The 22,780-nt window shown below is 60.2% G+C and carries 25 protein-coding genes; all 25 read left to right on the top strand.

Annotated elements, in window-relative coordinates; translation table 11 throughout:
• Positions 1-5: 5 nt before the first annotated feature.
• The 25 genes from flgC to fliQ all read left to right on the top strand — a co-directional run bounded on the left by flgC (position 6) and on the right by fliQ (position 22,668).
• Positions 6-425, top strand: a complete 420-nt coding sequence (gene flgC, locus NN662_RS15785) for a flagellar basal body rod protein FlgC (protein WP_261931183.1) — start codon at positions 6-8, stop codon at positions 423-425.
• Positions 422-745: a flagellar hook-basal body complex protein FliE gene (locus NN662_RS15780; protein ID WP_261931182.1), complete on the top strand. Its 324-nt coding sequence runs from the start codon at positions 422-424 to the stop codon at positions 743-745. The genes flgC and NN662_RS15780 overlap by 4 nt, the downstream gene beginning before the upstream one ends.
• A gap of 21 nt (positions 746-766) precedes the next feature.
• Positions 767-1,555: a flagellar basal-body rod protein FlgG gene (gene flgG, locus NN662_RS15775; protein WP_261931181.1), complete on the top strand. Its 789-nt coding sequence runs from the start codon at positions 767-769 to the stop codon at positions 1,553-1,555.
• Between the two features lie 27 nt (positions 1,556-1,582).
• Positions 1,583-2,068, top strand: a complete 486-nt coding sequence (flgA, locus tag NN662_RS15770) for a flagellar basal body P-ring formation chaperone FlgA (RefSeq protein WP_410010942.1) — start codon at positions 1,583-1,585, stop codon at positions 2,066-2,068.
• Entirely contained in the window at positions 2,065-3,186 is a 1,122-nt protein-coding gene (locus NN662_RS15765; protein ID WP_261931179.1) for a flagellar basal body P-ring protein FlgI, read from the top strand. The genes flgA and NN662_RS15765 overlap by 4 nt, the downstream gene beginning before the upstream one ends.
• Entirely contained in the window at positions 3,183-3,731 is a 549-nt protein-coding gene (locus tag NN662_RS15760; RefSeq protein WP_261931178.1) for a MotE family protein, read from the top strand. Before NN662_RS15765 ends, NN662_RS15760 begins: the two co-directional genes overlap by 4 nt.
• On the top strand, positions 3,728-4,447 hold the full coding sequence (flgH, locus tag NN662_RS15755; RefSeq protein WP_261931177.1) for a flagellar basal body L-ring protein FlgH: 720 nt from the start codon (positions 3,728-3,730) through the stop codon (positions 4,445-4,447). The genes NN662_RS15760 and flgH overlap by 4 nt, the downstream gene beginning before the upstream one ends.
• A 14-nt stretch (positions 4,448-4,461) precedes the next feature.
• Entirely contained in the window at positions 4,462-5,007 is a 546-nt protein-coding gene (gene fliL, locus NN662_RS15750) for a flagellar basal body-associated protein FliL (RefSeq protein ID WP_261931176.1), read from the top strand.
• Positions 5,004-5,744, top strand: a complete 741-nt coding sequence (gene fliP / locus NN662_RS15745; protein ID WP_261931175.1) for a flagellar type III secretion system pore protein FliP — start codon at positions 5,004-5,006, stop codon at positions 5,742-5,744. Before fliL ends, fliP begins: the two co-directional genes overlap by 4 nt.
• Positions 5,745-5,956: 212 nt before the next feature.
• The gene (locus NN662_RS15740; RefSeq protein ID WP_261931174.1) at positions 5,957-6,919 is read left to right on the top strand and encodes a flagellin; all 963 of its coding nucleotides are present in this window, start codon (positions 5,957-5,959) and stop codon (positions 6,917-6,919) included.
• Positions 6,920-7,212: 293 nt separating this feature from the next.
• The gene (locus NN662_RS15735; protein WP_261931173.1) at positions 7,213-8,175 is read left to right on the top strand and encodes a flagellin; all 963 of its coding nucleotides are present in this window, start codon (positions 7,213-7,215) and stop codon (positions 8,173-8,175) included.
• A gap of 258 nt (positions 8,176-8,433) precedes the next feature.
• On the top strand, positions 8,434-9,396 hold the full coding sequence (locus NN662_RS15730; RefSeq protein ID WP_261931172.1) for a flagellin: 963 nt from the start codon (positions 8,434-8,436) through the stop codon (positions 9,394-9,396).
• Between the two features lie 306 nt (positions 9,397-9,702).
• Positions 9,703-10,668, top strand: a complete 966-nt coding sequence (locus NN662_RS15725; RefSeq protein WP_261931171.1) for a flagellin — start codon at positions 9,703-9,705, stop codon at positions 10,666-10,668.
• Between the two features lie 307 nt (positions 10,669-10,975).
• Positions 10,976-11,623, top strand: a complete 648-nt coding sequence (locus NN662_RS15720; RefSeq protein WP_261931170.1) for a hypothetical protein — start codon at positions 10,976-10,978, stop codon at positions 11,621-11,623.
• Positions 11,620-12,972: a MotB family protein gene (locus tag NN662_RS15715; protein WP_261931169.1), complete on the top strand. Its 1,353-nt coding sequence runs from the start codon at positions 11,620-11,622 to the stop codon at positions 12,970-12,972. Before NN662_RS15720 ends, NN662_RS15715 begins: the two co-directional genes overlap by 4 nt.
• Positions 12,973-12,981: 9 nt before the next feature.
• The gene (gene motC / locus NN662_RS15710) at positions 12,982-14,358 is read left to right on the top strand and encodes a chemotaxis protein MotC (protein ID WP_261931168.1); all 1,377 of its coding nucleotides are present in this window, start codon (positions 12,982-12,984) and stop codon (positions 14,356-14,358) included.
• Positions 14,355-15,860: a flagellar hook-length control protein FliK gene (locus tag NN662_RS15705; protein WP_261931167.1), complete on the top strand. Its 1,506-nt coding sequence runs from the start codon at positions 14,355-14,357 to the stop codon at positions 15,858-15,860. Before motC ends, NN662_RS15705 begins: the two co-directional genes overlap by 4 nt.
• A 567-nt stretch (positions 15,861-16,427) precedes the next feature.
• Positions 16,428-17,099 (top strand): response regulator transcription factor, encoded by a 672-nt coding sequence (locus NN662_RS15700; RefSeq protein ID WP_261931166.1) that lies wholly within the window; start codon positions 16,428-16,430, stop codon positions 17,097-17,099.
• A 133-nt stretch (positions 17,100-17,232) separates the two neighbouring features.
• Entirely contained in the window at positions 17,233-18,495 is a 1,263-nt protein-coding gene (locus NN662_RS15695; RefSeq protein ID WP_261931165.1) for a flagellar hook protein FlgE, read from the top strand.
• A gap of 23 nt (positions 18,496-18,518) precedes the next feature.
• A complete protein-coding gene (gene flgK, locus NN662_RS15690) occupies positions 18,519-19,976 on the top strand; it encodes a flagellar hook-associated protein FlgK (RefSeq protein WP_261931164.1) in 1,458 nt (485 codons plus the stop codon).
• A 3-nt stretch (positions 19,977-19,979) separates the two neighbouring features.
• A complete protein-coding gene (locus NN662_RS15685) occupies positions 19,980-21,032 on the top strand; it encodes a flagellar hook-associated family protein (protein ID WP_261931163.1) in 1,053 nt (350 codons plus the stop codon).
• A gap of 38 nt (positions 21,033-21,070) precedes the next feature.
• Entirely contained in the window at positions 21,071-21,418 is a 348-nt protein-coding gene (gene flaF / locus NN662_RS15680; RefSeq protein ID WP_261931162.1) for a flagellar biosynthesis regulator FlaF, read from the top strand.
• Positions 21,415-21,864: a flagellar biosynthesis repressor FlbT gene (flbT, locus tag NN662_RS15675; protein WP_261931161.1), complete on the top strand. Its 450-nt coding sequence runs from the start codon at positions 21,415-21,417 to the stop codon at positions 21,862-21,864. The genes flaF and flbT overlap by 4 nt, the downstream gene beginning before the upstream one ends.
• Positions 21,855-22,268, top strand: a complete 414-nt coding sequence (flgD, locus tag NN662_RS15670) for a flagellar hook assembly protein FlgD (protein WP_261931160.1) — start codon at positions 21,855-21,857, stop codon at positions 22,266-22,268. The genes flbT and flgD overlap by 10 nt, the downstream gene beginning before the upstream one ends.
• Before the next feature lie 133 nt (positions 22,269-22,401).
• Entirely contained in the window at positions 22,402-22,668 is a 267-nt protein-coding gene (fliQ, locus tag NN662_RS15665; protein ID WP_261931159.1) for a flagellar biosynthesis protein FliQ, read from the top strand.
• Positions 22,669-22,780: the final 112 nt, after the last annotated feature.

Here is a 22,780-nt window from a genome sequence, read left to right as displayed (position 1 = left end):
AAGACATGGATCCTTTGGTCGCGGCCCAAAAGATCGCCGGAAGCGGGCTGGACGTGCAGTCCGCCAGATTGCGCGTCGTCTCGGAAAACATTGCCAACTCCCGCTCGACCGGCGACACGCCGGGTGCCGATCCCTATCGCCGCAAGACGGTCACCTTCGGAAGCGAGCTGGACAAGTCGTCCGGCATCGACCTCGTCAAGGTCAGCAAGGTCGGTGTGGACCGTTCGAACTTCGGCCAGGAATACGATCCGGGCAGCCCGGCCGCGGATTCGCGCGGCATCGTCAAGATGCCGAACGTCAACGTGCTGATCGAAATGGCTGACATGCGCGAAGCCAACCGAACCTATGAGGCGAACCTCCAGACCATCAAGCAGTCGCGCGACCTGATCGCCGCGACCATCGACCTCCTGAAGGCCTCGCAATGATAGACGGTATCCAGAAGATCAATTTCCTGTCGTTCGGCCGCGGCCTCGACACGGACAACACCACCTCTGCCAGCCAGGGCGTCACGCCCGGCACCCAGACGGGCACGGGCTTTCTCGACGCGTTGCAGGACGCGGCGACGGACATGACCGACAATCTCAAGCATGCGGAAAAGATGTCGTTTGACGGCATCACCGGCAAGGCGAACACCCGCGAAGTGGTGGACGCGATGCTTCAGGCCGAACAATCCCTGCAGACCGCCATGGCAGTGCGCGACAAGATCGTCTCGGCCTATCTCGAAATCACCAAGATGCAAATCTGATCCATACGAGGACGTTGAAACATGAGAGCGCTTGCCATTGCAGCAACCGGTATGGATGCCCAGCAGACGAACCTCGAAGTCATCGCGAACAATATCGCCAACATCAACACGACGGGCTACAAGCGCGCCCGCGCCGAATTCTCCGACCTTCTCTACCAGACGGAGAAGAGCCAGGGCGTCGCCAACAGCGGCAATTCGGCAATCGTTCCGGTGGGTACGAACATCGGTCTCGGCGTTCAAGCCGCCGCTGTTCGCAACATCCATATCCAGGGCGAACTGGCGCAGACCGAAAACTCGCTCGACCTCGCCCTGATCGGACGCGGCTGGTTCCAGGTCGCCAATCCTGACGGCTCCACCGTCTACACACGCGCAGGGTCCTTCAACACCAATGCCGATGGCCAGCTCGTGACGATCGACGGTTACGAAGTCGTGCCGGGGATCACCATCCCCGACGATGCCGTCAACGTGACGATCAGCCGGACGGGCGTCGTTTCCGCGCAGCTTGGTGGTGCCACCACTTATACCGAACTCGGCCAGCTGACGCTTGCAAACTTCGTCAACGAAGCCGGTCTGGCGCCGCTCGGCGACAACCTGTTCGCAGCGACCGCGGCCTCCGGCGATCCGATTGTTGCAGCTCCGGACGATCCGGGCTTTGCCTACGTGAAGCAGGGCTATCTGGAAACGTCGAACGTCGACCCGGTTCGCGAAATCACCGATCTGATCACCGCGCAGCGCGCCTATGAAATGAACTCCAAGGTCATTCAGACGGCAGACGAAATGGCCTCGATCGTCAGCAAGAACTTGAAATAGACCTAAACTAAACGGGTGAGGGCAAACATGATGTTTCGCCGGAAGACTGGAATGACAGCAGCGCGGGCGTTCGCAGCCGGCGCCTGCCTCTTGACGTTCGCTTCGGCTGGCATGGCCGAGGAAGCGATGGGCCGCGCCGTCATCCCGATTTCCATCATCTATCCTGGCGAGACCATCGTCGCGAGCAAGCTCGATATCGTCGAGGTGACCAATCCCAATCTCAAGGGTGACTACGCCCACGAGGAAGGTCAGGTCGTCGGCATGATCGCCAAGAAGACCGTTCTCCCGGGCCACGTGATCTACGTTTCGGACCTGCGCGAGCCTTTCGCGGTTCAGCGCGGTTCGCAGGTGCAGTTGCGGGTCAGGATCGGCAATCTCGTCATCACGGCCAAGGGATCGCCGCTCGAAGATGCGGCGATCGGAGATTTCATCCGTGTCCGCAATCTCGATTCCGGTATCATCGTCTCCGGTACGGTGATGCAGGACGGAGCCGTCGAGGTGGCTGCGAAATGAGACTTGGCCGCATCGCATCCCTGTTCGGACTGGCGCTTCTGGTCTGCCTCGGTGAGGCAGCGCCGGCCGCGGCTGTCGCTTCGCGCATCAAGGACATCGCCTCGCTGCAGTCCGGCCGCGACAACCAGCTGATCGGCTACGGTCTGGTCGTTGGCCTGCAGGGGACCGGCGACGGCTTGCGTTCGTCTCCCTTCACCGACCAGTCGCTGCGCGCCATGCTGCAGAATCTCGGCATCTCCACCCAGGGCGGTCAATCGTCTGCGCGCAACGTCGCCGCCGTCATGGTTACGGCGACGCTGCCGCCATTCGCCAGCCCGGGAAGCCGGATCGACGTTTCGGTGAGCTCGCTCGGCGATGCCACGTCGCTCCGTGGCGGTACGCTCGTCATGACATCGCTGACCGGCGCTGACGGGCAGATCTATTCGGTCGCCCAGGGCGCCGTCGTCGTCTCCGGCTTCACCGCCCAAGGCAATGCGGCTTCGGTGACCGAAGGCGTGACGACGGCCGGCCGCATCCCGAACGGTGCGATCATCGAGCGCCAGCTGCCCTCGCGCTTCATGGATGCCGTCAATCTCGTCTTCCAGCTCAGAAACCCCGACTTTTCCACCGCGGTCCGCGTTTCCGACGTGATCAACGCCTATGCCGGCAAGCGCTTCGGAGGCCCGATCGCGCAGGCGCAGGATTCGCAGGAAATCGTCGTCGAAAAGCCGAAGACGGTCGAGCTGGCTCGGCTGATGGCGGACATCGAAAACCTGATCGTCGAAACCGATACGCCGGCCAAGGTGGTCGTCAACGAGCGCACGGGCACGATCGTCATCGGCGCCGATGTCCGTGTCTCCAAGGTCGCCGTCAGCTACGGGACGCTCACGGTTCAGGTGACGGAGTCGCCGCAGGTCATCCAGCCCCTGCCGTTCTCGGACGGGACGACCGAGACGCAGCAGCAGACCGACATCCTCGCCTCGAAGTCCGGCGGACCGGTCGCCATCCTTGATGGACCCAACCTGCGAACCCTGGTCGCCGGCCTGAACAGCATCGGCGTCAAGCCGGACGGTATCATTGCCATCCTCCAGGGGATCAAATCTGCCGGCGCCTTGCAGGCTGAGCTGGTGCTGCAATGATGATGGTCGTCACCAGCGGAACGGTTCGGAAAAAACTGCGGCAGATCGGCCTGCCGCTGCTCTTCACCGTGCTTGCCGCCATTCCCTACGCCGTCGCGGCCGAAGAGCCGGCAATGCCGCCGCTTCCCGGATCCGACAACGAAATCCGGCAATTCTGCTCCAACATCGCCGACGCCGCACGCGACCGGCGCTATCTCATCCAGAAGCAGGAGCTCGAGAAACTGCAGTCGGACGTCAATGACCGCATCACGGTTCTCGAACAGAAGAAGACCGAATACGAAGAGTGGCTGAAGAAGCGCAACGACTTCCTGAAGAGAGCGGAAGTCGGTCTGATCGACATCTACAAGAACATGAAACCGGATGCGGCGGCGCCGCAGCTGGCGGAACTCAATGTGCAGATCGCAGCCGCCATCATCATGCAGCTGCCGGCACGGCAGTCCAGCCTCATACTCAGCGAGATGGACGCGCAGAAGGCTGCGATGGTCGCGGCGATCATCTCCAGCGCGGCCGACACGAACACAGGCAAGAAGAAGAATCCGACATGATAAAGCCTATTGTGGCCCTGATGGCCTGCCTGTCTCTCGCAAGCTGCGGAACCAAGGCGTTCCAGGAGGTCAACCGTGCGCCGGCGATGAGCCCGGTCGGCAGCGGTCTCGCCTACGGCCAGGCGCCGCAGCAGATGGTCATGTACCCGCAGCAGACCGCACCGGTCGCACAGGGCTTCTCGCTCTGGAACGATTCCCAGGCGGCGCTCTTCAAGGATGCCCGAGCCCTGAAGATCGGCGACATCCTCACTGTTTCGATCACCATCAACGACAAGGCGAGCTTCGACAATTCGACGAGCCGCAGCCGCACCAATTCCAGTGGCATGAACCTGTCCTCCGCAATCGATCTGTTCGGCAAGTTCCAGCCGGCCGACTCCAATGGTGACGTGAAGTATGGCTCCGACACCAGCACCGACGGCAAGGGCACCATCAGCCGCAAGGAAGTGCTCGACCTGAAGGTTGCTGCCGTCGTCACCGGCACGCTGCCGAACGGCAACCTGATCATCAGCGGTTCGCAGGAAGTCCGCGTGAACCAGGAAATGCGCATCCTGAACGTCGCCGGTATCGTCCGGCCGCAGGATGTCGATGCCGACAACACGATCTCCTACGAGCGGATCGCCGAGGCCCGTATCTCCTACGGCGGACGCGGTCGTCTGATGGAGGTCCAGCAGCCGCCGATGGGCCAGCAGCTCGTCGATGTCTATTCACCGCTTTGACCTGAGGATAGCGCATGGCTGACCAGGAAGAGGAAGACGGCGGAAAGAAGAAAAAGTCTGCAATGATGCAGATGATCATCGGCTTTGCCGTCCTGACGATTGTCGGCGGTGGAGCGGGCTGGGTGATCGGCAACATGTCCGCCCAGAAGATATTGAGCGCGGAGAAAGCGGCGAACGAGCAGAAGAAGGCCGAAGCGCCAAAGGCGGGGGAGGGTGACCAGGCGCCAGCCGAGGGCGAGGCCGGTGCCAACACGCTCGAGAAAATCTCGACGGAAGCCAACGGTGTCGTCCAGCTGGAGCCGATCACCACCAACCTCGCATACCCTTCTGAAAACTGGGTGCGGATGGAAGTGGCGCTGCTCTTCAAGGACAAGCCGGATGTCGCCCTGGCGGAGGATATTCACCAGGATATTCTTGCCTATCTGAGGACGGTTTCACTGCAACAGATCGAAGGTCCACGCGGCTTCGAATATCTCAAGGAGGATATTCAGGAGCGGGTTGACCTGCGTTCGGAGGGACGGGTATCCAAGGTTCTGTTTAGGACCTTCGTGCTCGAATGATTCGGCTCATCTCCATCTTGAGCGGACTGCTGCTTCTGCCGGCGGTCGCGCTCGCGCAGCAGCTGCCCTCCGATCTGTTGAACACACAGATTGATGGATCCGTTGCCGCATGGATCATCCGCACCTTCGGCCTGTTGACGGTCCTGTCGATCGCGCCGGGCATCCTGGTGATGGTCACCAGCTTCCCGCGCTTCGTAATTGCCTTTTCGATCCTGCGTTCCGGCATGGGGCTGGCATCGGCGCCGTCGAATATGGTCATGCTGAGCCTTGCCCTGTTCATGACCTTCTATGTCATGGCGCCGACCATGCAGAAATCATGGGATGACGGGCTGCAGCCGCTTCTTGCCAACCAGATCACCGAAGCCGAGGCGATAGGGCGGATCGCCGAACCGTTCCGGACCTTCATGTCCGCCAACACGCGAGACAAGGATCTCAACCTCTTCGTCGACCTTGCCCGCGAACGCGGCCAGACCGTCGTCGAGACCGACGGCAAGGTCGACTATCATGTGCTGATCCCGGCATTCATGATTTCGGAAATCCGGCGCGGTTTCGAAATCGGCTTTCTCGTCGTCCTGCCGTTCCTGGTCATCGACCTGATCGTCGCCACCATCACCATGGCCATGGGCATGATGATGCTGCCGCCGACCTCGATCTCGCTTCCGTTCAAGGTGCTCTTCTTCGTGCTGATCGACGGCTGGAACCTGCTTGTCGGCAGCCTCGTGCGCTCCTTCTCGTAAGCCGCACATTCCCTTAAACCGCTGGTAACCATATACTATCTTACTCCAATGCGAGGCCCGAAATTAAGGTCTTGGCAAGGAGTGAATCCCTAATGTCAGATCACTTGACGGGCACGGTTTTGAATAACCAAGTGGCATGATGCCGGACCGTCATGACCGGAAAATCAGTCCGGTATGTCCCTCTTTGTATTTCGTAACCAAGGGACGATCCCATGACCAGTCTTATGACGAACAACTCCGCTATTGCGGCTCTGAACACTCTGCGTGGCATCAATTCCAAGATGGAAGAGACGCAGAACCACATTTCCTCCGGCTACCGTGTCGATAACGCGTCCGACAACGCCGCTTACTGGTCGATCGCGACCACCATGCGTTCGGACAACGCCGCGCTCTCCACCGTGCAGGACGCACTGGGTCTCGGCGCTGCCAAGGCAGATACCGCCTACACCGGTATGGACTCCGCGATCAACGTCGTGACCGAGATCAAGTCCAAGCTAGTTGCCGCCCGCGAACCGGGTGTCGACAAGGACAAGATCAACTCGGAACTGACCGAACTGAAGTCGCAGCTGTCCTCGATTGCCGAGTCCGCTTCCTTCTCCGGCGAAAACTGGCTGTACAACGACACCACGACCGCACCGGGCACCAAGGAAATGGTTGCCTCGTTCACGCGTGGCTCGGATGGTTCCGTTTCGCTGCAGACGATCTCGTTCGACACGTCCAAGTCGGTTCTCGTCGACACTGACGATGCTGACCAGGGCCTTCTGACGAAGGACTACACCGCGACCATTCCGTCGGGTACCGGCACGACGACGGTCCAGTACTTCCTCATCGATGCCTCCTCGACAACGTCGGCGGCAGGTTCGGAAGTCGAACTCTACACCACGACAACCGACGATCAGGTCGAAGGCATGATCAGCGCCGTCGACTCGATGCTCTCCGACATGACGGATGCAGCCTCGACCCTCGGCGCCACCAAGTCGCGCATCGACATGCAGACGGAATTCGTTTCCGACCTGATGGACGTGATCGACACCGGTGTCGGCCGTCTCGTCGATGCCGACATGAACGAAGAGTCGACCAAGCTGAAGGCGCTGCAGACGCAGCAGCAGCTCGGTATCCAGGCGCTCTCGATCGCCAACAGCGATAGCGGAAACGTGCTGTCGCTCTTCCGTTAACGAATCACCTGAAAGAGCGCTGAAAAGCCCTCCGAAAGGCCAAAAATTAAGGTCGCACCCCCGCGGTGCGGCCTTTTTCGCGTTAGGATTAATTAAAATTACCAGGCAATTAAGAAAAATCCGTCGCTATTTATGCTTTGTTAACCATGACGGTGCATTTGTTAACAAATCAGAGCGGTGAATTAATTTCTTGTATGGCGCAAATTAATTGGCATGACGCAGATCACCCTCGCCGGTAATTGCAAATCCGGCATGTCCCGCTGCCAAACGGAATAAACAGGGGCAATGCCAAAATGACTAGTATCATGACGAACGCAGCGGCAATGGCCGCGCTCAACACGATGCGCTCCATCGACAAGTCCTTGGAGCAAACAGAAAACCGCATTTCGTCCGGCTACCGGGTCGAATCGGCTTCCGACAACGCGGCCTATTGGTCGATCGCCACGACGATGCGCTCCGACAACAAGGCGCTCTCGACGGTCGAAGATGCTCTCGGCCTCGGTGCCGCCAAGGCCGACACCGCCTACACCGCGATGGACTCGGCGATCAACGTGGTCTCCGAGATCAAGGCCAAGCTGGTTGCCGCCCGCGAACCAGGCGTCGACAAGGAAAAGATCAACTCGGAACTGACCGAGCTGAAGGCCCAGCTGTCCTCCATTTCCCAGTCCGCCTCCTTCTCCGGTGAAAACTGGCTCTACAACGATACCACGACTGCGCCCGGCACCAAGGAGATGGTTGGTTCCTTCATCCGCTCGACGGACGGTTCGGTCTCGATCCAGACCATCAGCTTCGACACGTCGACCTCAACCCTCGTCGACACCAACGATGCCGGCGATGGCCTGCTGACGAAGGATTATACGGCGACCATTCCGTCGGGCACCGGCACGACCACGGTCCAATACTTCCTGATTGACGCCTCATCGTCCACATCGGCGGCTGGTAGCGAAGTCGTTCTCTACACGACCAGCAGCGACACGGATGTCGAGGGCATGATCAGCGCGGTCGACGCGATGCTGTCCGACATGACGGACTCTGCCGCGTCGCTCGGCGCCACCAAGTCCCGCATCGACATGCAGTCGGAATTCGTCAAGGATCTGATGGACGTGATCGACACCGGTGTCGGTCGCCTCGTCGATGCCGACATGAACGAAGAGTCGACCAAGCTGAAGGCGCTGCAGACGCAGCAGCAGCTCGGCGTCCAGTCGCTGTCGATTGCCAACAGCAACTCCGAAAACATCCTCTCGCTCTTCCGGTAAGGGCGGCGGTTAATATAAAATTAATAAAGCCTATCCGTTGGCAGTATAATCCGCACCTTCCCCTGGGTGCGGATTTTCTTTTTATGGCTGGTTAAGCATAAAAATCTGCCATTTATCCTATCTTAACTATAATCGTGTCTGATCAGGTCATCAAACGGCGGGTTGACCTGAAAAGTCGGCTTGCATGATGCTAGCCGCCGTTGCCGGTAATTCCGGAATGTCCCTTCCATTTGTTTACGTCCAAAAGGGGCAGTACCAATGACGAGTATCATGACCAACGGCGCAGCAATTGCGGCGCTGAACACCATGCGTTCGATCAATTCGAGCATGGAAGAAACACAGAACCGTATCTCTTCCGGCTACCGGGTCGACACGGCTTCCGACAACGCCGCCTACTGGTCGATCGCGACCACCATGCGTTCGGACAACAAGGCTCTCTCCACCGTTCAGGACGCTCTGGGTCTCGGTGCCGCGAAGGTCGACACCGCCTACACCGCAATGGATTCGTCGATCGACGTCGTATCCGAAATCAAGGCCAAGCTTGTTGCAGCCCGCGAGCCGGGCGTTGACAAGGAAAAGATCAACTCGGAACTGACCGAGCTGAAGTCGCAGCTGTCCTCGATCGCCGAGTCCGCTTCGTTCTCCGGTGAAAACTGGCTCTATAACGATACGACGACCGCTCCGGCCACCAAGGAAATGGTCGGCTCTTTCGTCCGCGCGTCTGACAACTCCGTCTCCGTCAAGCTCATCAGCTTCGATACGGCGGAATCGACCCTGGTCGACACCAACGACGCAGGCGACGGCCTGCTCACGAAGGACTATACCGCGACGATCCCGAGCGGCACCGGCACGACGACGGTTCAGTACTTCCTGATCGACGCCTCCTCGACAACGTCGGCAGCGGGTTCGGAAGTCACGCTCTACACGACCACCTCCGACGACGAAGTCGAAGGCATGATCAGCGCCGTTGACGCGATGCTTTCCGACATGACGGATGCGGCTTCTTCGCTCGGCGCGACCAAGTCCCGTATCGACATGCAGAACGAGTTCGTCGCCGACCTCATGGACGTGATCGACACCGGCGTCGGCCGCCTCGTCGACGCCGACATGAACGAAGAGTCGACCAAGCTGAAGGCGCTGCAGACGCAGCAGCAGCTGGGTATCCAGTCGCTGTCGATCGCCAACAGCAACTCCGACAACATCCTCTCGCTCTTCCGTTAATCGGAGCGGAGCATGGCGCTCCTGGCGCCCGACCAGTGATCAGGCAAAAGGCCGCATTCTCCGGAATGCGGCCTTTTCCGCGTCATGAAGGCCCGAAACTTGCGTGAGGCATGCGCGTTAACGCTTTCTTCATATCTGCCGGCCGTTTCCCCGTTGCGTTAACTATTTGTTAACTATATCAACCTTAACAAATTATTAATGAACGTCGGGTTGACCATAGGGCAAACAGGTCAATTGGCATGAAGCTGTCCGTCGTTCCCGGTATCAGACTCCGGGATGTCCCTTGCAGAAACGGGGCAATGACCAATGACCAGCATCATGACCAACACCGCCGCAATGGCGGCGCTTCAGACACTCAGATCCATCGACAAGAACATGGAGATGACCCAGAATCGGGTTTCCTCCGGCTACCGTGTCGAGACCGCGGCGGACAACGCCGCCTACTGGTCGATCGCGACCACCATGCGCTCGGACAACGCGGCGCTGTCCACCGTTCAGGACGCACTCGGCCTGGGCGCCGCCAAGGCTGATACCGCCTATACCGGTCTTGAATCCGCCATCAACGTGATGACCGAGATCAAGTCCAAGCTGGTCGCCGCGCGCGAGCCCGGCGTCGACAAGGACAAGATCAACAAGGAACTCCACGAGCTCAAGCTGCAGCTCTCCTCGATCGCCGAATCTGCCTCCTTCTCCGGCGAGAACTGGCTCTTCAACGAATCGAGCACGCCGCCGGGTACCAAGGAGATCGTCGCCTCGTTCAACCGCGGGACGGATGGATCCGTCTCCGTGACGACGCTGCCCTTCAATACCGCGGAATCGGTGCTGATCGATACCAATGACGCGTCCTACGGCTTGCTGACGAAGGATGTCACGGTGACGATCCCGAGCGGTACCGGCACCACGACGGTTCAGTACTTCCTGATCGATGCGTCATCTGCCACCACCGCGTCCGGCAGCGAAGTCACGATCTACACCACCTCCAGCGACACCGATCTCGACGGCATGATCAGCGCCGTCGACGACATGCTGCAGAACCTCACGGATTCGGCCTCTGCGCTCGGCGCCATCACCAGCCGCATCGACATGCAGACGGAATTCGTCGCCACGCTCATGGACGTGATCGACCAGGGCGTCGGACGTCTCGTCGATGCGGATATGAACGAGGAATCCACCAAGCTGAAGGCGCTGCAGACGCAGCAGCAGCTCGGCATCCAGTCGCTGTCGATCGCCAACACCAACGCGGAAAACATCCTCAGCCTCTTCAGGCAGTAAGCCGGCGCGCTGAAAGTCTGACGCCATTCCATTCTGCCGCGCCTCTGGTCATTGGCGATTGGCGGAAACGGCGGGTCGCGCCAATTGCCCTGGCGCGACCCGATACCTTCATCCTCGCACAAGTTTGACACCCTAGCTTCGGCCATGCCGCGTTTCCCGGCCGGGCCGCGGCATGGCCGTCGATTCGCCGAATCGAACGCGCCGGCAATCCGGGTGAGGCGATGTTAACGAACGATTCAGTCAGTCCAGCAATTGGTTTTGTATCCGTGAGGCTGCCCGGTGTTTCCTCCGTAGAGGAGGTCTGCCGATGAATGCGTCCCTCGCGCGTCTGCTGAAGGATTTCAGCGAGCCGGTCCCGCCTGCACCCGATGAGATGGCATTCGGCCTGGACCTCATGGGCGAGGCGGACGAGCTGCAATTCCCGGAGATCGACTTGCCGCCTCCCGTCGATGTCGAGGCGGAGCGGCGCGAGGCCTTCGAAGACGGCCAGGCTGCCGCCCGCGAGCAACTTCTGACGGAATTTGCCGAGGAACGTGAGGCGCTTAAGGCTGCCCATCAGACCGAAATGGCAGCCCTTCAGGAGCGCCTGCATGGTGAAATGGCATCCCTTCTGCTTGCGAAGATCGAGCAGGCGGCAGGCGAGATCGCGGCCGTTTTGAGCGACCAGCTGGCATCCGTGATCGCACCGCTGCTGAGCGAAGTCGTGACGGCCGCAGGCGTCGCCGAGCTGTCCGGCATGATCAAAACGGCGATCTCCGATGGCGAGTTCGGGCGCATTACGGTCAAGGGACCAGGACCATTGCTCGACCGGATCAAAGCCGAACTCGGCGACAGCGCCGAAAAAATTCACCTGGTTGAAGACCAGAGCCTCGACCTGAAGGTCGACATTGACGGAAGCCTGATGACCACGAAGCTCGAAGCGTGGGCCGATGGGCTTCGGAGAGCGATTGCATGAGCCAGGAATCGGGCAGCCACGACAAGCACGAAATCATCATCGTCAAACGCGGTGGCGGCGGACATGGCGGTCATCACGGCGGCGCCTGGAAGATCGCCTATGCCGACTTCATGACCGCGATGATGGCCTTCTTCCTCGTCATGTGGCTCGTCAACGCGGCCAATGAGGAAACGACCACGACGGTCGCCAGCTACTTCAACCCGATCCAGCTGACGGAGCAGAAGCCGACCGAACGCGGCCTGAAAAAGCCGACCTCGCAGGCCGAGGGCGAGGAAGAGCGCGACAAGTCGAAGAGCAAGGAAAACGAGGACCAGTCCGGCAATACGCCCGAAAAGGGTCAGGACCAGTCGGCCTCGGCAGGGGAATCGGTTGCCTATTCGCAGGCCGACTATTTCGAAAACCCCTATGCTGTCCTGGCCGAGATCGCCCAGGAAGTCGGTCAGCAGGCCAATGTCAGCGCCAAGGGTGACGGCGGCGCAAGCGATTCCGGCCCGGCGACCGGCGCCAATGGCGGTGAGGCCTATCGCGATCCCTTCGATCCGGATTTCTGGACGAAACAGGTGGAAGTGTCGCGTGCCGACCAGACGCCTGTGCAGGTCACCGACGAAACCAAGAAAGCCGCGGAGGACAAGGCCCAGGAAATGGCTGCCCTCCATGCCGGCGATACCGAGGCCAAGGGCGGTGCGGCCGACGGCACGGGCATGCTGGACGGCGACAAGAAACCGGGCGACGCCGAACAGGGCATGACCGGCAAGGCGCAGGGCGGACAGATGCCGGACAAGGCGGGCGATGCCGAGGGCGCAAAAGCCGCGACGGGTGCGCAGCAGGACCGGCAGACCCCGGCCCTCGACCATCCGATGACGGCCGAGCAGAAGGCCAAGCTCGAAAAGGAGGCGGCGGACATTCGTTTCGAGTTGCAGGCGCAGTTGCAGGGCACGGCCGGCAAGCTGGCGGAAGGCCTGGTGGTTACGCCGGCCGAAGGTGGCGTGCTCGTCAGCCTGTCGGATCAGTCCGGCGCGCCGATGTTCAACGTCGGCTCCGCGGTGCCGCAGCGCGACATGGTGCTTGCCATGGAAAAGATCGGCAAGGTGCTGCAGGAGCGCAAGGGCCGCATCGTCATTCGCGGCCATACCGATGGCCGCCCCTTCGCCGAAGGCACCGGCGACAACTGGCAACTGTCGATGGATCGCGCCCATAGCGCCTATTTCATGCTCGTGCGCGGCGGGCTCGACGAAAAGCGCGTCGAACAAGTCTCCGGTTTTGCCGACCGGCGTCTCGAAGTGCCGAGCGATCCATTGGCCGATGCCAACCGGCGCATCGAAATCCTCATTGAGGGAGGGCAGGGCTAGGCGATGGGCATGGCTGCGCGCAGCATAACCCTAGCGCTGGTCGTCCTGACCGGCGTCTTCTGCGTGCGTCCGGCCTCAGCCGCCGGACCCGAGGAAGAGCTCGCGCCCTACAAGCTGCTGCGCTCCCTGCAGTTCATCCAGGATTCGGTCGTGCTCGGTGACCACTCCGCCGTCGAGATGCAGCGCTTCATGCTGAAGACGGTCGACAAGCGGCTGCGCGAAGCCTCGTCCGACGTGTTCGAGGACCCGCATAACGTCGACGCGGCGCTCATCTACGCCATGAGCGGCGGCAATCCGGATACGCTTGAATATCTCGTCGCCCGCGACGTCGACGGCAATTTCGACAGCCGCGTCGCCAATGTCTTGCGGCAGTATCTGCGCGGAAAGGGCCTTCTCGTCCAGAAGGACATCGCCGGGATGATGCCCGAATATCGGGACACGACCATCGGCCCCTATCTCGCCCTTGTCGCGGGCAATGTCACGCAGACCAAGGATCCCGCCAAGGCGCTCGAATTCTATGCCTGGGCCCGGCTCAAGGCGCCGGGAACGATCGTCGAGGAGGCGGCGCTCCGACGCTCGATCCTGATTTCCATGGATGCCGGTTTCGTCCACCGGGCCATGCGCTATGCGCGGCAATATTCCAGGCGCTTCCTGCATTCGCCCTATGCCAGCCAGTTTGCCGACCTGTTTGTCACGCTCGCCGTCGACTACAACGGCGAGGTGACGGAGGACGAGATCAACATGATCCTTGAGCCGATGGACAAGGACCGCCAGCGTGAGGTCTTCCTGCGGATCGCGAGACGCGCCGCGATTTCCGGCCGGGACGATCTCGCCAAGGCCGCGGCGGAAAAGGTCAAGCAGCTTTCGGACGGTCCAGGCAATCCGGAGGATCATCTCGCCGATCTCTACAGCGGGTTTGCGAGCATTCCGTCGGATGGGGTGGAATCGGCACTGTCGACCATTCTGGAGACGCCGAATGCGGTTCTCACGAGCCGCGACAAGGCGCTGAAGGACGCCGCCGCCTATGTTGCCAAGGAGGTCACCCGTCCGCCGGACCCGGCCCTGCTGGAGCAGAAGGCCGATCCCCAGAAGCCTTTTGCCAACCCGATCGATGGCGCCTCTCCCGGCTCGCCAGACAGCCTCGCACAAGGCAATCCTCCTACTGATCAGCCTCAAGATGGGGGTGCCGCTGCCAGCGATATGCCTCAAGCCCCAGCGCAGGACGGAGCAATGACTGCTTCGGCGGAAGGCGGAGCGGACCAGGCTTCTCCGGACCGGCAGGAAAATGACAATCTTGATCCTTCCATCAAGGGTTTTCTGACGTCGGGCCAATCCAAGCTCGACGAGATCGACAAGATGTTGGACAAGGAAAGCATTTTGCCATGATGAATGCCGGATTTGCCGGGTTTATGCCAGTCGTCGACACATACGGTTCCGCCACTGCGAGCAAGGGATCGAGCGCGCCCGCGTCCGGCGATACAGGCTTTTCCGACACCTTGTCGTCGGTTGCGAGGAAGGACTCTGCTCCAAGCCAGCAGGATGAAGCCCAGCCACAAGCAACGGCTCCCGCTCCCCATTCAAGCTCTCAGGAAAAGACCGCAGCCGTACCGGGCGAAGCGAACGGTCAGGCCGACGATGCGGTCGCGGCCCAGGGCAACGACGCCAAACAGACCGAAGGCGAACAGCCAGAGGAAGCATCAGGCAAGGACGCCGAAAAGGTTTCGTCCAAGGCCTCGGACGAAAAGCCCAAGGACAATCATGGCAAGATCGTTGCCGAGGTTGCCAACCAGTCTGATGCCGGCAAGACCGACAAGGAGCAGCTGACGGGAAAGACGGACGCAACGGCCGAGCCGGTTGAGGAGACCAAGGGCGACAAGGATGCCGATCTTGCCGGTGCCGACGATGCGCCGAAGTCTGCAGATTCCGACGTGAAGAGCCTGCTCGCCCTCCTGTCGTCGTCCGCATCGAGCACGGCGATCGCCGCTGCAGCTCAGGAACAGCCCGCAGGCAAGGCGGTGGCAGGCGCAAATGTCGGCAAGCAGAAGGGTGACGACACCAGGTCGGCCGTTGAAGACGTGGTTGCCGATCTGAAATCGGATGCCAAGGCGCTTGGAACGCGTCAGAACGACAAGGCCGGATCGACCGAGACGGACCATGTCGTGCCCGGCCTTTCCGATTCCGCCGCCAAGCAGCAGGCGTCGACCTCGGATGGCCCGGGACTGGCAGGACTGTCGACCGCCAAGGGCGCCCGTTCGGGCAGTGAGAAATCGACAACCGGCAGCGCGGATCCCGCCATGAGTGTCGAGGTGCTCGACAGCCGGCGCTTTCTCGGCTTCACCCAGAACACCAACAGTTCGAACGTCCTGAAGACGGTGACCGGTGACCAGTCCTGGGCATCGGCGATGCAGACGGCGTCGGCCGACATGAAGACGGAGTCCGGCGCCGCCGCGTCGAAGGTGGTCAACACCTTGAAGATCCAGATGCATCCGATCGACCTCGGTTCGGTGACCGCAACCCTGAAGCTCGTCGGCGAGCAGTTGGTGGTCGATCTCAAGGTTGAAAACAGCCATGCCTACCGGCAACTCAAGGACGATCAGCAGAACATGGTGAACGCGCTCCGGTCGCAAGGCTATGCCGTGGACCAGATCAGCGTCAGCATGGCGCCGACGCCCGACAAGTCGGGAACCAGCACCGGACAGAACACGGCTCAGGGGCAGGGCTTCGCGCAGCAGCAGGCCGGCCAGGGCAGCACCGGAGGCAGTGGTCAGGGCGGCGGGAATTCGCGAAACTCGAGCGGCGAAGACCAGCGCTACGCCGCCCAGGAGAGCGTCACAACGCCTTCTTCTTCCAGCCAGCAAGGTCGCGGCAGCGGTCAGGTTTACCTCTGACGCTAACCTCATCCACGACCCGGAGCGAGGCCGGAGTGGAGCGAAGACGAGGGCGGATCACGGCTTTCAGTCTGCTGGACCGTCCCTCCCATCCCGGAATATGACATTCCAACACCCGAAAACGGCACGCATGATGACGCTCTCCTGCGAGGGGAAGGCGTGGAATTGTGCTGCTCAAATGACCGGAATTGACGGTTTCGGCGGGTGAAATGCGGTGGCGTGCATCCCGTTTACCGCTGAGGCGAAATTGTGATTCATCAGTTTTCGCCATAAAGCGGCCACTGAGTGCACAACCATAAATGGAATTCCATCCTGATTTCTAAGGATGTCATATTTATGCCGGATTCCAGCGAGGAGAATTTGGCAATTCCGTAATTAAGCATAAGTTAACTTTTCCAAAGGAAAATTGTGCCAATTTTGGAGAGGTGCCACTATATGTAGTTCAAATCAGTACACTATGGTTAATCAACTATTAATTTCCGCCATTGATAAGAGTTAGTTGCTGCCGATTCGCCCGATTCGTATCGATAAGTCATCGAGGCACCACACTGATTCGGAGGCGGACGAATGATCGTAGTGGTTGATGAGCGAGAGCTCGTGAAAGATGGCTACACATCCCTTTTTGGGCGCGAGGGAATTCCCTCGACAGGTTTTGATCCTGAAGAATTTGGCGAATGGGTGAACACCGCGGCGGAATGCGACCTCGCGGCAGTTGAAGCGTTTCTGATCGGGCAAGGTGGTCAGACCTGCGAGCTGCCGAGGGCGATCCGTGATCGGTCTCAGGCACCTGTCATCGCCGTCAGCGACCAGCACTCGCTGGACGTCACTCTGGCATTGTTCGACAGCGGCGTTGACGACGTGGTGCGCAAGCCGGTTCATCCCCGCGAAATTCTCGCTCGGGCTGCGGCGATCCGCCGTCGCCTGAAGGCAATTTCCAACTACACCGAAGTCGGCCCGATCCGGGTCTTCTCCGATGGTCGTGATCCGGAGATCAGCGGCGACACATTCCCGCTGCCGCGCCGCGAGCGCCGCATCCTGGAGTACTTGGTCGCCAACCGTGGCCGCCGCGTTTCCAAGACGCAGATCTTCAGCGCAATCTATGGAATCTTCGACGATGAGGTCGAGGAAAATGTGGTCGAAAGCCACATCAGCAAGCTTCGCAAGAAGCTGCGCCGGAAGCTGGGTTTCGATCCGATCGATTCCAAGCGCTTTCTCGGCTACTGCATTGATTGGAATTAATTTTTAAATCGGCGCGGGCCTTCCGTCTGTCCTCTTCGGATTTGTTTTAAAATCGCGAAAACCCCTCGACAGACAGCTTCACACAAGGCCCGCTCCCTACTCTTCAAAATCAAGATGGTCATGAGGATCCAAGATGAGTCTCTTTGGGACGATGAAGACTGCTGTCTCCGGCATGAGTGCACAGGCAAACCGCCTGAGTACCGTTGGTGACAACATCGCGAACTCGAGCACGACGGGTTACAAGCGTGCGTCGACGTCCTTCTCTTCCCTCGTCCTGCCTTCGACCGCCGGTGCCTACAATTCCGGCGGCGTGACCACCAGCATCCAGTATTCCATTTCCGAGCAGGGCGCTCTGGAATACACGACGTCCGATACCGATCTCGCCATCCAGGGCGACGGCTTCTTCATCGTGCAGGACGATGCCGGAAACTCTTATCTGACGCGTGCCGGCTCGTTTACGATCGACGACAACGGCAATCTGGTGAACTCGCAGGGCAACAGCCTGATGGGCTATTCCTACGCTGGTGGCGATCCGGCGGTCGTCGTCAACGGCTATGCGGGGCTGGAGCCGATCAATATCAGCGGCAGCGGCCTGACGGCGTCCGAGTCGACGACCGGCGTCTTCGCCGCCAACCTCGATGCGGACTCGGAGGTCGTCACCGGCGACCTGCCGAGCGCCAACCTGTCGACATCCACCTATACGCACAAGAGCTCTCTGGTCGCCTATGACAGCCAGGGCCGCGAAGTGACCTACGATTTCTACTACACCAAGACGAACGACAACGAGTGGGAAGTCTCGGTCTACCTCAATTCGGAAGCCACCGACCAGACCGGCTTCCCCTATTCGCCGACGGGTCAGATCGGCTCGGCGACACTGATCTTCAACGATGACGGCACGCTCGACACGACCAGCGGCGACAGCGGTGTGGCGATTGCCGACAGCGTCAACAACATGGATGTCGATATCGACTTCAGCGATATGACGCAGCTCGCCACCGACTTCGCCGTCAACAAGGCGAACGTCGACGGCAGCGCGGCCTCCGCGGTCAAATCGGTCGAAATCGACGGCGACGGCGTCGTCTATGCGAAGTATTCGGACGGATCGACAACGGCAATCTACCGCATCGCGCTTGGAACGGTGCAGAGCCCGGACAACCTCAAGGTCGTTTCCGGCAACATGTATCTGGAAACGGCCGATTCCGGCGTCGTGACCATCGGCTACGCCGAGACCGGTCAGTTCGGCACGATCATCTCGGGCGCGCTGGAAAGCTCCAACGTCGACTTGGCCAGCGAACTGACCGAAATGATCGAATCGCAGCGAAGCTACACGGCGAACTCCAAAGTCTTTCAGACAGGGTCTGACCTGATGGACGTCCTCATCAACCTGAAGAGATAAGCTAGAACGGTAAGGCGCGTCCAATGTCGCTCTCGGCAGCAATCAACACGGCACAGAGTATCTTCACAAACACCGGCACGCAGACTGCCGTTGTTTCGAAGAACATTGCCAATGCTGGCAACGAGAACTACACGCGCCGCGATGCGACCGTCGTCGGCACGATCTACGGGTCCCAGACGGTCACCATCCAGCGGGCCGGCGATGCGACGATGATGGGCAAGCTGCTCGACAGCATTTCCCAGCAGAGTGGTCAGGATACGCTGCTGGACGGTCTGGAGAGCATGCGCAGCGTTCTCGGCGGCGACGATTACTCGCTTTCGCCGTCTGCCTACATGTCTACGCTCAGAGATAGCCTGCAGTCCTATGCCACGAAGCCGAACGAGGATGCGCTGGCGCAGACCGTCGTCACAAGCGCGCAGGATGTCGCCAACTCGCTGAACTCGGCCACCGACGAGATCCAGGGCATACGGACCCAGGCCGACAAGGATATCAAGACCGCTGTCGAGAAGCTTCGCGACCTGCTCAACCAGTTCAAGGAAGCAAATGACGCGGTCAAGAACGCCAGCTCCGCAGGGTCATCGGATGTCGATGCTCTCGACACGCGCGACGGACTTGTAAAACAGATTTCAGAGATCGTCGGCGTCAAGTCGTTGACCCGCGACAATGGCGACATGGTCCTCTACACGACCGACGGCGCCACGCTGTTTGAAAGCTCTCCGCGGGAAATCTCCTTCCAGCAGACGCTCGCCTATGACGCCTCGACCACCGGCGGCGCCGTCTATATCGACGGCGTGCCCGTGCAGCCGGGTGAAGGCGGCAACACCTCCGCCAGGGGTTCGCTCAGCGCGCTGCTGCAGATCCGCGACGAGATCGCCCCGACGTTCCAGAACCAGCTCGATGAGACCGCCCGCGGCCTGATCAGCATGTTCTCGGAAGTCGATCAGACCGGCATGACGGACAATCTGCCCGGCCTGTTCACATGGGACGATGGCACCGTGCCTCCGGATGGCACCCTGGTTCCGGGACTGGCCGCCCGCATCAAGGTCAACAGCGCAGTGGTCACCTCGCAGGGCGGTGATCCGACCCTGTTGCGCGACGGCGGCATCAACGGAAGCGACTTCGTCGTCAACACCAGCGGCGCGACGGGCTTCTCCGACCTCCTGGACGGTTACGTCACCTCCATGGACGGCGACATAAGCTTCGATGCGGTCGGCGGCATCGATACTTCGACCGACATCCTGTCTTATGCGAGCAATTCGATCGGCTGGCTGGAAAACCTGCGCAGCAACGCGGACGGCGCGGCGGAGAACAAGGCCGCACTCTATCAGCGTTCGCAGGAGGCATTCTCGAACAAGACGGGCGTCAGCCTTGATGAGGAACTGTCACGCCTCCTCGATCTCGAGCAGTCCTACAAGGCGTCGACAAAGCTTCTGAACACAGTCGACGAAATGATGAAATCATTGCTGGCGGCGGCGGGGTAATCCATGGACACTTCATCGATTTCCAACCTTTCCGTCCAGAATGCCATGCGGCTGACCATCCGCCAGTCGCAGAACGAGCTGGTCGATGCGCAGAAAGAAGTCGTTACCGGCACGCATGCCGATCTCGGCGTGGCGCTTGGCGCCAAGACCAGCCAGAGCATCGACCTCAACCGCGACGTCATGCGCATCCAGTCGCTGATGGACACGAATTCTCTCGTGTCGCAGCGCCTCGACGCTTCGCAGGCGGCGCTTGAGCAGATGTCCAGCAATGCATCCGACGTCATGGCGGCCCTCGTTGCCCTGTCCGGCAGTGACGACGAGAGCACGCTCTCAACCGCCGTCCAGTCGGCCAGCAATGCGTTGCAGGCGTTCACGGGGCTCGCCAACACATCGCTTGACGGCGAGTATCTCTTCGCCGGCATCAACACCGATGTGCAGCCGATGACCGACTACACGGCAAGCGGCAATCCGGCGAAGGCGGCGTTCGACGATGCGTTCCTGACCCGTTTCGGTTTCGCGCAGGACGATCCGGCGGCGTCGACGATCACCGCCGCAGACATGCAGGATTTCATTTCCAACACCCTGGAGCCGATGTTCACCGGCACGGACTGGCAGACGAACTGGTCCAGCGCCAGCGACCAGAACATGACGAGCCGCATTACCAAGTCTGAAGTCGTGGATTCCTCAACCAACACCAACACCGACGGGATGCGCTATTTCGCGCTTTCCGCGGTGCTGTCTGTCGAGTTGCTTGGCTCGAACATCTCATCCGATGTGCGTCAGGTGGTTTCGAATTCCGCCATCAATTACGCCGGTCAGGCGATCTCCGGCGTTGACTACCAGCGCACCCAGCTCGGGCTTTCCCAGTCGCGTGTCTCCAAGGCGGATGACACCCTGGCCGAGCAGAAAAACATCATCGAAACGCACCTCAGCGATCTCGAAGGGGTCGATGCGTACGAAGCTTCAACGCGCGTTAACAATTTGCTTGCTCAAGTTGAGGCATCATACACGCTGACATCCAGGATTCAGCAGTTGAGCCTGGTGAACTTCCTTTGATGACCAAGGGACGTCGATACGAATGAAGGACGTGTGAAATGTACCAGTTTTCATATGCCGAGATCATGGAGGACGGCGTCGCCGACGCCAAGGATCGCGAACGGCAAGTCCTGACCCGTTCTATTGAACTACTGCGGGCGGCGAAGGCCGCCGGTGGCTATAACCGTGATGCGATTGAGGCGCTCTTCTATACCCGTCGGGTGTGGATCCGTTTCATCGAGGACCTGAAGCAGCCGGAGAACCAGCTGAACCAGGAACTGCGCGCCAATCTCATCTCGATCGCAATATGGATACTCAAGGAATGCGACCGCATCCGGAAACGGGAGACGGACAATTTCCAAGGTATCATCGACGTGACCACCATCATCAGGGATGGCCTGCAATGAAAAGTACACTCAGAATTTCGCTGAAATCCGGCGAGCGCATCTTCATCAACGGCGCGGTTCTTCGCGTCGACCGAAAGGTGGCCCTGGAATTCCTGAACGATGTCACGTTCCTTCTGGAAAACCACGTGCTTCAGCCGGAAGATGCAACGACGCCGCTGCGCCAGCTCTACTTCATCTCCCAGATGATCCTCATCAATCCCGAGGGCGCCGAACAGACGACTGCGATGTTCCGCAAGTCGGTCACGATGCTGCTCGCCTGCTTCAAGAACGAAGAGGTTCTGGCAGAGCTGAAGCGCATCGACGGCCTGGTGTCGTCCGGTCGCGCCTTTGAAGCGCTGAAGGCCATTCGTCAGCTTTACCCGATCGAGGACCGCATCCTGAACGAACAGGAAATGTCGCCTTCGACCATCGAACAGATCCGCAAGGAGATCGCACCATGGCGGTAGACGCAGTCACATCGTCAACGACGACTTCCACAACGACTGCCGCCACGAAGGCTTCGGCTTCCGCGACGCTGAACTACGACAACTTCCTGCAGTTGCTGATCGCCCAGATCAAGAACCAGGACCCGACCGATCCGATGGATGCGAGCGAGCAGATCGCGCAGCTTGCGACGTTCTCGCAGGTCGAGCAGACCATCCAGACGAACACCAACCTGGAAAGCCTGATCTCGCAGACGGCGCTGTCGCAGGCGTCGAGCTATATCGGCAAGACGATCACATCCGCCGATGGCGAAACCACCGGCGTGATCGCCTCCGTTGCGGTCAGCAGCGACGGTTTGACGGCGGTCACCGAAGACGGCTCGAAGGTCACGATCGAAGCCGGCATCACCTTGGCCGCGACCCAGTGACCATTCGCCGCTGGCGGATGGCGCCGGCGACGGCAATAACATCAGTTCTGCGTCTTTAGAAGAATGCGTTCATCTGCCAAGATGATGGGCAGCCGATTCGGCGTGCCTTGACCTGCTGGAGCAGGGGAATGAAATGAACGAAGCCGACGCTCTCGACATCATGCAGTCCGCCATCTGGACGGTGCTCGCCGCCTCCGGGCCGGCCGTTCTGGCGGCCATGGTCGTCGGTCTGACCATCGCCTTCATTCAGGCGCTCACGCAGGTGCAGGAAATCACGCTGACCTTCGTGCCGAAGATCCTCGCCATCTTCGTCACCGTCGCGATTTCCGCCCCCTTCATCGGTGGCCAGATCTCGCTGTTCACCGACCTTGTCTTCTCGCGCATTCAATCCGGTTTCTGACCTCTCCTGCACGCGTCTCGCCTTATGACGGAGCCTTGCTGACGGGTGGTGTTTCACCCTCGCGCAAGCTTCGGCGGCTAACCCTGTCGGCACGATCGCGGGGCATCTGGCT

The sequence above is a fragment of the Rhizobium sp. NRK18 genome (assembly GCF_024385575.1).
Classification (GTDB): Bacteria; Pseudomonadota; Alphaproteobacteria; order Rhizobiales; family Rhizobiaceae; genus JANFMV01.
Note: the sequence above shows the minus strand (reverse complement) of the source record. Positions and strands in the feature narration are given on the sequence as shown.

Coding starts and splice junctions, on each gene's coding strand:
- flgK (WP_261931164.1), top strand. CDS start 18,519: ATGTCGCTCTCGGCAGCAATCAACACGGCACAGAGTATCTTCACAAAC.
- flgA (WP_410010942.1), top strand. CDS start 1,583: ATGATGTTTCGCCGGAAGACTGGAATGACAGCAGCGCGGGCGTTCGCA.
- NN662_RS15720 (WP_261931170.1), top strand. CDS start 10,976: ATGAATGCGTCCCTCGCGCGTCTGCTGAAGGATTTCAGCGAGCCGGTC.
- NN662_RS15725 (WP_261931171.1), top strand. CDS start 9,703: ATGACCAGCATCATGACCAACACCGCCGCAATGGCGGCGCTTCAGACA.
- NN662_RS15685 (WP_261931163.1), top strand. CDS start 19,980: ATGGACACTTCATCGATTTCCAACCTTTCCGTCCAGAATGCCATGCGG.
- flgD (WP_261931160.1), top strand. CDS start 21,855: ATGGCGGTAGACGCAGTCACATCGTCAACGACGACTTCCACAACGACT.
- NN662_RS15780 (WP_261931182.1), top strand. CDS start 422: ATGATAGACGGTATCCAGAAGATCAATTTCCTGTCGTTCGGCCGCGGC.
- NN662_RS15730 (WP_261931172.1), top strand. CDS start 8,434: ATGACGAGTATCATGACCAACGGCGCAGCAATTGCGGCGCTGAACACC.
- fliQ (WP_261931159.1), top strand. CDS start 22,402: ATGAACGAAGCCGACGCTCTCGACATCATGCAGTCCGCCATCTGGACG.
- NN662_RS15715 (WP_261931169.1), top strand. CDS start 11,620: ATGAGCCAGGAATCGGGCAGCCACGACAAGCACGAAATCATCATCGTC.
- NN662_RS15765 (WP_261931179.1), top strand. CDS start 2,065: ATGAGACTTGGCCGCATCGCATCCCTGTTCGGACTGGCGCTTCTGGTC.
- NN662_RS15705 (WP_261931167.1), top strand. CDS start 14,355: ATGATGAATGCCGGATTTGCCGGGTTTATGCCAGTCGTCGACACATAC.
- fliP (WP_261931175.1), top strand. CDS start 5,004: ATGATTCGGCTCATCTCCATCTTGAGCGGACTGCTGCTTCTGCCGGCG.
- fliL (WP_261931176.1), top strand. CDS start 4,462: ATGGCTGACCAGGAAGAGGAAGACGGCGGAAAGAAGAAAAAGTCTGCA.
- flgG (WP_261931181.1), top strand. CDS start 767: ATGAGAGCGCTTGCCATTGCAGCAACCGGTATGGATGCCCAGCAGACG.
- flgH (WP_261931177.1), top strand. CDS start 3,728: ATGATAAAGCCTATTGTGGCCCTGATGGCCTGCCTGTCTCTCGCAAGC.
- flaF (WP_261931162.1), top strand. CDS start 21,071: ATGTACCAGTTTTCATATGCCGAGATCATGGAGGACGGCGTCGCCGAC.
- flbT (WP_261931161.1), top strand. CDS start 21,415: ATGAAAAGTACACTCAGAATTTCGCTGAAATCCGGCGAGCGCATCTTC.
- NN662_RS15740 (WP_261931174.1), top strand. CDS start 5,957: ATGACCAGTCTTATGACGAACAACTCCGCTATTGCGGCTCTGAACACT.
- NN662_RS15695 (WP_261931165.1), top strand. CDS start 17,233: ATGAGTCTCTTTGGGACGATGAAGACTGCTGTCTCCGGCATGAGTGCA.
- NN662_RS15735 (WP_261931173.1), top strand. CDS start 7,213: ATGACTAGTATCATGACGAACGCAGCGGCAATGGCCGCGCTCAACACG.
- NN662_RS15700 (WP_261931166.1), top strand. CDS start 16,428: ATGATCGTAGTGGTTGATGAGCGAGAGCTCGTGAAAGATGGCTACACA.
- flgC (WP_261931183.1), top strand. CDS start 6: ATGGATCCTTTGGTCGCGGCCCAAAAGATCGCCGGAAGCGGGCTGGAC.
- NN662_RS15760 (WP_261931178.1), top strand. CDS start 3,183: ATGATGATGGTCGTCACCAGCGGAACGGTTCGGAAAAAACTGCGGCAG.
- motC (WP_261931168.1), top strand. CDS start 12,982: ATGGCTGCGCGCAGCATAACCCTAGCGCTGGTCGTCCTGACCGGCGTC.